The organism is Hyalangium sp. (assembly GCF_035629615.1).
Classification (GTDB): domain Bacteria; phylum Myxococcota; class Myxococcia; order Myxococcales; family Myxococcaceae; genus Hyalangium.
The window spans coordinates 1-6824 of sequence record NZ_DASPHO010000307.1; the positions used below are offsets into that span (position 1 = coordinate 1).

Consider the following 6824-nt stretch of genomic DNA (forward strand, 5'->3'; position numbering starts at 1 on the left):
AGTTCACCCCGCCCTTCCACATCGCTGCTGACACCGTGGGTTGGCTGGGGGCCGAGTTCGCGGACCTCAATGGCGACGGCCGCGACGACTTGGCCTACTACCGCTGGGTTGACGGGGCCAACCAGCAGAGGGGCGCCTACCTCAACACCGGCAGCGGCTGGCAGTGGGCGCCCCAGTTCACTCCGCCCTTCCATCTCTCCGCCGACACCGAGGGCGACCTGGGTGCCCGCTTCGTCGACCTCAACGGCGACGGCCGCGACGACTTGGCCTACTACCGCTGGGTTGACGGGGCCAACCAGCAGAGGGGGGCCTATCTCAACACCGGCAGCGGCTGGCAGTGGGCGCCCCAGTTCACCCCGCCCTTCCACATCGCTGCTGACACCGTGGGCGACCTGGGTGCCCGCTTCGCCGACCTCAATGGCGATGGCCGGGCTGACCTCGCCTACTACCGCTGGATTGATGGAGCGAACCAGCAGATGGGGGCCTACCTCAACACCGGCAGCGGCTGGCAGTGGGCGCCCCAGTTCACCCCGCCCTTCCACATCGCTGCTGACACCGTGGGTTGGCTGGGGGCCGAGTTCGCGGACCTCAATGGCGACGGCCGCGACGACTTGGCCTACTACCGCTGGGTTGACGGGGCCAACCAGCAGAGGGGCGCCTATCTCTTGAGGTAGCGGCGTAGCGCTTCATCAGGAGAGCGGAGGGCCTGCAGGTGCCTCTGCACTCCGGGGCTTGCGGCGCAAGAGGCCAGCGAGCCTCCTGCCAATTAGGTGAACACTAAGACTAAGAGCACCTAACAAAAGTAAGGTCTGAAGGCGGACGGGAGGGTGGACGGATGAGCGGGCCATGAGCACCTGGGGCCTATGACTCGCGAACTCGTACCGGACGCGCTGTGGGAGCGAGTGGCTCCGCTGCTTCCGGTTTCCAAGAAGAAGAAGCCCGGCCGACGACAGGCCGACGATCGAGCCGCCTTGGAGGCCATCGTCTTTGTGCTCAGGGGATGACCGCTTGGCGGCGCCTGGAGCAATGGACGCGCGCCGGAGTGTTCGAGCAGCTCTAGCGCGTCCTGCTCAACGAACTGGGACAGCGCGGCCAGGTGGACTTTCGGGGCTCTCACGGGCAAGAACCCGACGGACCGAGCGAAGGCGGGCAGCAAGCATCATCTTCTGGTCGACACCCAAGGCCAGCCGCTGGCTGAGAGCCTGACGGGGCCAACGTCCACGACACGCACGAGCTGTTCCCCCTGCTGGACGCCGTGCCCGAGGTGAAGCAGCCCCGCGGTCATCCCCTCCACCGGCCCGCCAAGCTGCATGCCGACAAGGCGGCGACCTCGCTCGCGAAGCCGCGAAGCTTCTCCTTGTCCTCGAAGAAGTCCGTTACGGACGTCCTCCATCCGATGAGGCCTCACCGCACATGCTGATAGAAGCGCAGCAGGATCTGCGGTGAGACCCCGAGCTGGTACAGCAGCGGAAAGCCGTTCACTGCCAGAAAGTAGAACACCGGGCGCGCGATGAACCGTCGTCCGGAGACGGTGACGCGTGCATCCACCGTGCGGATGCGGCCCAGCCTCCACAGTCGGCGGGACAGCTCCAGATCTTCCATCAGCGGCTGCGAGGGGAAGCCACCCACGGAGCGGAAGGCCTCAGCGCGAACGAAGAGGGCCTGATCTCCGTAGGGATGGCGTGTGTACCGCGACCGGAGGTCCGCCAGGTGCAACAGCGGGCCAAGCCGTGAGCTCCCGGCGTCATCCACCGTCCACGTCTTGAATGCTCCGGCCACCACCTGCGGGTCCTCCAGTGCGGCGGCGACGTGGCGAGGGGCGTCGGGTGGGAGGGCCACGTCCGCGTGGAGGAACAGGAGCACCGGGCTGCGAGCTCTTTCAGCGCCCGCGTTCATCTGCGAGGCCCGGCCACGCGGGGCGGCGAGCACGGTCACTTCTGGGAAGGCGTGGGCCCGCTCCACGGTGGCGTCGGTGCTACCGCCGTCCACCACGCGGACCTCGTCGATGCCCTCCATCTTGGAGAGCTCCGTCAGGCGCTGGCCGATGCGCCGCTCCTCGTTGAGCACGGGGAGGATGACGGAGATCACCGCTCAGGCCTCCGGAGCGTGGCGAGTACCGCTGCCGTGGCGGGGGCCTGGATCCGACCCGCGTTCAGCTCCACTTCCAGCCGCTCGAGGTCGGCGGGCACATCCACATCGAAGAACGGCGCCACGTGGGCCACCGTGAGCCCCAGGGACTTCAGGCGCGCCTCGGTGCGCGCGCGGGTCTCCGGTTGGCTCCAGGGAAGGTTCGCGAAGGCCCCCACCGGCAGCCGACGCAGGGCAAGCAGGTAGAAGCCGCCATCGTCGCTCGGGCCGAACACCGCATCTGCATCCTCGAGCGTGGCCCGGGCGGCCTCCAGGTGGGCCAGAGGAAGGCCCGGGATGTCCGCGCCGAGCGCCATCGCGGCCGGGCATACCTCCAGTGCTCGGAGGAGGATGTGCTCCATGCGGGCTCCCAGGTCCCCCTCGCCCTGCTGCCAGACCTCTACGCCAGCAGGGAGGAGCCCCTCGGGCCATGACTCCGTGGAGGCCAGGATGGGCCGAGCCCACGGGAGGCGCGTCACCCGGGACCAGGTGTCGGTGATGAAGGCGCGAGCCAGGTCCGCGGCCCCCTCGGCTCCCACGGCGGGAGCCAGGCGCGTCTTGGCCTCACCGGCGCGCGGGGGCTTGGCGAAGACACAGAGCGCGACGTCCCGCATGGCTCACCGCCGCCAGGCGAGGAAGCGCGTCAGGAAGTTCTTCGCGCGGGGCGTGAGCCGGCGCCGGCTCCACGCATCGCCAAGCCGCTTCAGCACCTCGCCCTGCGTGGGGTAGGGCAGCACCGTGTTCGCCAGCGCCCCGACTGTGAGCCCCTGGGTCATCGCCAGCGCCAGCTCGCCGATGTTCTCGCCCGCGTGCGAGCCGACGAGCGTGCCACCCAGCAGCTTCCCCGTCTTGGCCTCCACGTGGAGCCGCCCGAAGCCCTCCGTCTCGCTCTCCAGGATGGCCCGGTCCACCGAGGACATGGGCACCGTGACCGTCACCACCTTGTCCCCGCGCGCCGCGGCCTCCTCGGCACTGAGGCCCACGTGGGCCACCTCCGGATCCGTGTACGTGCACCATGGAATGACGAGCGCGCTCGCCTTCTTCCGGCCCAGGAACAGCGCGTTCTGCAGCGCCACCCGCGCCAGCGCGTCCGCCGCGTGGGTGAACTTGAAGCGCGAGCAGATATCCCCGGCCGCGTACACCCGCGAGTTCGACGTGCACAGCCGGTCGTCCACCTCCACGCCGTGAGGCCCGTGCCTCACGCCCGCCGCCTCCAGGTTCAGCGACTCCAGCTCGGGCGCGCGGCCCGTGGAGATCAGCAGCGCCTCTGCATCCACCGCCCCCACTGCACCGCCGCGCTCGAAGTGGACGCGCTTCGATGCGCCGTGCGTCTCCACATGGGTAACCTGGGCGCCCAGTTGCAGGGTGATGCCCTCCGCCTCGAAGCGGCGCATCAGCAGCGTGCCGGCCTCGGGGTCCTCGCGCGGCAGCAGCCGCTCCTCCTTGCCAATGAGCACCACGCGCGCACCGAGCCGGCGGAAGGCCTGCGCCAGCTCGCACCCGATCGGCCCTCCCCCCAGCACCACGAGCCGTGAGGGCAGCGCGGTAAGGGTGAACACCGTCTCGTTCGTGAGGTAGCCCGCCTCCTCGAGCCCCGGGATGGAGGGCACGGCCGGCTTTCCCCCGGAGGCGATGAGGGCCCGGGAGAACGTGAGCCGCTGGCCCTCCACCTCCACCGCGTCCGGCGCGACGAAGCGGCCCTCACCCAGGTACACGTCCACTCCCAGCCCCTGGAAGCGCTCGGCTGAGTCGTGGTGCGCAATGCCCGCGCGGAGGGCTCGCACCCGCGCCATGACCCGCGAGAAGTCCACTGTGGGCTCGCCGGCCTCTACTCCGTACGCCCGCGCATCCCGCACCGTGGCCGCTACCCGCGCCGAGCGGATGAGCGCCTTCGAGGGCACACAGCCGAAGTTGAGGCAGTCGCCTCCCATGAGGCGCCGCTCGATGAGGGCCACCTTGCCACCCAGGCCCGCCGCGCCTGCCGCAGCCACCAGCCCGGCGGTGCCCGCGCCGATGACGACGAGGTTGTAGCGGCCCTCGGGCGTGGGGTTCTTCCACTCCAGGGGATGGACGCGCGCGGCGAGCGTGGCGTCGTGCACATCTCCTTCGAGCAGGTGCAGGGCTTTCTTCACGGTGAGGCCTTGTCGGGAGAGGAGGGAGACGTCGAGGCCGGAGCGGCCTGGCGGAGCGCCGAGTCCAGCGCGCGCCGAGCGATGCGGGTGATGAGGACGGTGACGGCGACGGTGGCTACGAGCCCGCCCCAGAAGAGGACGCGCCCCCACGGGCCGCTGTCCGGGCGCTGGCCGCTGGTGAGCTGGGTGACGTTCGTCACCAGGGAGCCCAGGTACACGTAGAGCAGCGTCCCGGGGAACATGCCGGGCAAGGAGGCGAGCACGTAGTCCCTCAGGCGCACCCGGGTGAGCCCCAGCGCGTAGTTCAACAGGTTGAAGGGGAACAGCGGCGACAGGCGCAGGAGCAGCACCACCCGGAAGCCCTGCGCCCCCACGGCCGCGTCCACGGCGCTGAAGCGCGGGTCCCCAGCGATGCGGCGGGCCACTCGCTCGCGCAGCACCGTGCGCCCCAGCAGGAAGGCGGAGGTGGCGCCCAGGTTGCTCGCGAGCATCACCAGCAGCGTGCCGTACACCGGCCCGTAGGCGAAGCCGGCCCCCAGCGTGAGGATGGAGCCCGGCAGCACCAGCACCGTGGCCGCCACATAGGCGACGACGAACACGGCCGCTCCCACCAGCCCCATGTCCCGGATGCGCTCGATGAGCGCCAGCAACCACTCATTGACGGGCAACAGGATGACGGCGGCCACGAACGCCGCGATACCCACCAGCCACAGTGCTGCGCGTCGGCTCTTCATGTCGGTCCCACCCCTCCGGGGAACCTACCGTCCGTTGAGGCTCCAGTCGTAGCCGAGGAAGTCGATGGCGTCTCCCTTCTTGCGCAGGAAGTCGGCCATGGCGGGTAGGGCGAGCAGGACGGCGAGGGCCGCTTCAAGCGTTGTAGAGAATGTCATGGTACGCCGGATCACACACAAGGTTGCAGGACCTCCCGAGACATGGTCGTGTCGGATCACTCCGGTACTGTGGATCTCGTGAGCCCGTCAGCTGCCCTTGCTTCCGTCGCTGTTGGCCGCCCCGTCCGGGGGGAGTTCACCTATGTCGTCCCGGAGACGCTCTCGGGACGCTTGGCGCCTGGCCAGCGCGTGCTGGTGCCCTTCGGGCGCGGCACGGCGCTGGGCTTCTTCCTGGGGCCTGCCTCCCTGCCTGCCGAGGAGGGGATCCAGCTCAAGCCCATCCAGCGCGTGCTGGAAGAGTCCCCCTCTCTCCCCCCGGACCTGATTGCCCTGCTGCGCTTCGCCGCCGAGCACTACCGCTACCCCCTGGGTGAGGTGATCCGCGGCGCGCTCCCTCCGGGCCTCTCCAAGGCCGAGGATGAGAAGGAAGCCCGGCCGGACGTGCAGCACTTCGCGGTGGCCATCGTGGCCGAGGCCCCACCCGAGCTGCGCCGCGCTCCCGCCCAGTCTGCCGCGCTGGCCTACCTGCTGGCCGTGGGAGGCCGGGCGCCCGTGGAGGAGGTGGCCCACGCCATCCCCGGCGGCCGGGAGACGCTCAAGAAGCTGGCCGCCCGCGGGCTGGTGCGCCTCGAGGAGCTGGTGCTCAAGCCGGGCATTCGCGAGGGCCTGGGGCAGGGCCGTCCGGAGCTGCTCACCCCCGAGCAGGACATCTCGGTGAAGGCCCTGCACTACTCGCTCGACATGGGGGGCTTCCAGACGGTGCTCCTCCACGGCGTCACCGGCAGCGGCAAGACGGAGGTGTACCTGCGCGCGGTGGAGCACGCGCTCGCCCAGGGCAAGGGCAGCCTCGTCCTGGTGCCGGAGATCGCCCTCACCCCGCAGCTGGTGGGCCGGTTCCGCAGCCGCTTCGGCTCGGACGTGGCCGTGCTGCACTCGGGCCTCAAGGACCGCGAGCGCCTCTTCCACTGGCAGGCGCTGCGCAAGGGCGTGGTGCGCATCGCCGTGGGGGTGCGCTCGGCCATCTGGGCGCCCGTGGAGAACCTGGGCCTGGTGGTGGTGGACGAGGAGCATGACCCCTCCTTCAAGCAGGAGGACAAGCTCCGCTACAACGCGCGGGACATGGCGGTGATGCGCGGCAAGCAGGCCGGAGCGCTGGTGGTGCTCGGCTCGGCCACCCCCTCGCTGGAGTCCCTGGAGAATGTTCGCCGCGGCCGCTACCGCCTGCTGGAGCTGAAGCACCGCGTGGACGACCGGCCCATGCCTCGCATCGAGCTGGTGGATCTGCGCATCGAGCGCCCCCGCGACGGGGGCCCCGTCACCGAAGAGGCCCCCATCCTCTCCCAGCCGCTGCTGGACGCCATTCAGGAGACGCTCGACCGGGGCCAGCAGACGATCCTCTTCCTCAACCGCCGCGGCCACAGCACCTTCCTGCTGTGCGAGGTGTGCGGGCTGACGCTGAAGTGCTCCGAGTGCGATGTCTGCCTCACGCTGCACCGGGCCGCCTCGCGCGTCATGTGCCACTACTGCGGCCTGGCCACCCCCGTGCCCGAGCGCTGCCGCGAGTGCACCGGGCCCATGCTCAGGCTGGGTATTGGCACCGAGCGCGTGGAGACGGAGGTGGCCGAGCGCTTCCCCCAGGCCCGCGTCGCTCGGCTGGATCGGGACGCGGCCACCA

7 protein-coding genes and 1 pseudogene are annotated in these 6824 nt (G+C 70.3%); 3 read left to right on the forward strand and 5 right to left on the reverse strand.

The genetic code is table 11. From position 1 onward, the window contains the following. Positions 1-674 (forward strand): annotated as a pseudogene (locus VD972_RS15605) (VCBS repeat-containing protein); the annotation flags it as partial. Between the two features lie 189 nt (positions 675-863). Next, positions 864-1004, forward strand: coding sequence for a transposase (locus tag VD972_RS45500; RefSeq protein WP_414654068.1), 141 nt, complete (start codon positions 864-866; stop codon positions 1002-1004). A 400-nt stretch (positions 1005-1404) separates the two neighbouring features. Here VD972_RS45500 and VD972_RS15615 read toward each other — a convergent pair whose 3' ends face one another. Genes VD972_RS15615 through VD972_RS15635 form a run of 5 tightly spaced genes read right to left on the reverse strand, consistent with a single transcriptional unit; the run spans position 1405 to position 5149 of the window. Continuing rightward, positions 1405-2088 (reverse strand): TIGR04283 family arsenosugar biosynthesis glycosyltransferase, encoded by a 684-nt coding sequence (locus VD972_RS15615; protein ID WP_324987601.1) that lies wholly within the window; start codon positions 2086-2088, stop codon positions 1405-1407. After that, a complete protein-coding gene (locus tag VD972_RS15620; RefSeq protein WP_324987604.1) occupies positions 2085-2741 on the reverse strand; it encodes a TIGR04282 family arsenosugar biosynthesis glycosyltransferase in 657 nt (218 codons plus the stop codon). Before VD972_RS15620 ends, VD972_RS15615 begins: the two co-directional genes overlap by 4 nt. 3 nt (positions 2742-2744) lie before the next feature. Further along, positions 2745-4259, reverse strand: a complete 1515-nt coding sequence (locus VD972_RS15625; RefSeq protein ID WP_324987607.1) for a mercuric reductase — start codon at positions 4257-4259, stop codon at positions 2745-2747. After that, the gene (locus VD972_RS15630) at positions 4256-4993 is read right to left on the reverse strand and encodes a TVP38/TMEM64 family protein (RefSeq protein WP_324987611.1); all 738 of its coding nucleotides are present in this window, start codon (positions 4991-4993) and stop codon (positions 4256-4258) included. Before VD972_RS15630 ends, VD972_RS15625 begins: the two co-directional genes overlap by 4 nt. Before the next feature lie 24 nt (positions 4994-5017). Beyond that, positions 5018-5149: a hypothetical protein gene (locus VD972_RS15635; protein WP_324987614.1), complete on the reverse strand. Its 132-nt coding sequence runs from the start codon at positions 5147-5149 to the stop codon at positions 5018-5020. Positions 5150-5191: 42 nt separating this feature from the next. Here VD972_RS15635 and priA point away from each other — a divergent pair. Next, on the forward strand, positions 5192-6824 hold a 1633-nt coding region (gene priA, locus VD972_RS15640; protein WP_324987616.1), incomplete at its 3' end, for a replication restart helicase PriA.

Coding starts and splice junctions, on each gene's coding strand:
- VD972_RS45500 (WP_414654068.1), top strand. CDS start 864: ATGACTCGCGAACTCGTACCGGACGCGCTGTGGGAGCGAGTGGCTCCG.
- VD972_RS15620 (WP_324987604.1), bottom strand. CDS start 2,741: ATGCGGGACGTCGCGCTCTGTGTCTTCGCCAAGCCCCCGCGCGCCGGT.
- VD972_RS15630 (WP_324987611.1), bottom strand. CDS start 4,993: ATGAAGAGCCGACGCGCAGCACTGTGGCTGGTGGGTATCGCGGCGTTC.
- VD972_RS15635 (WP_324987614.1), bottom strand. CDS start 5,149: ATGACATTCTCTACAACGCTTGAAGCGGCCCTCGCCGTCCTGCTCGCC.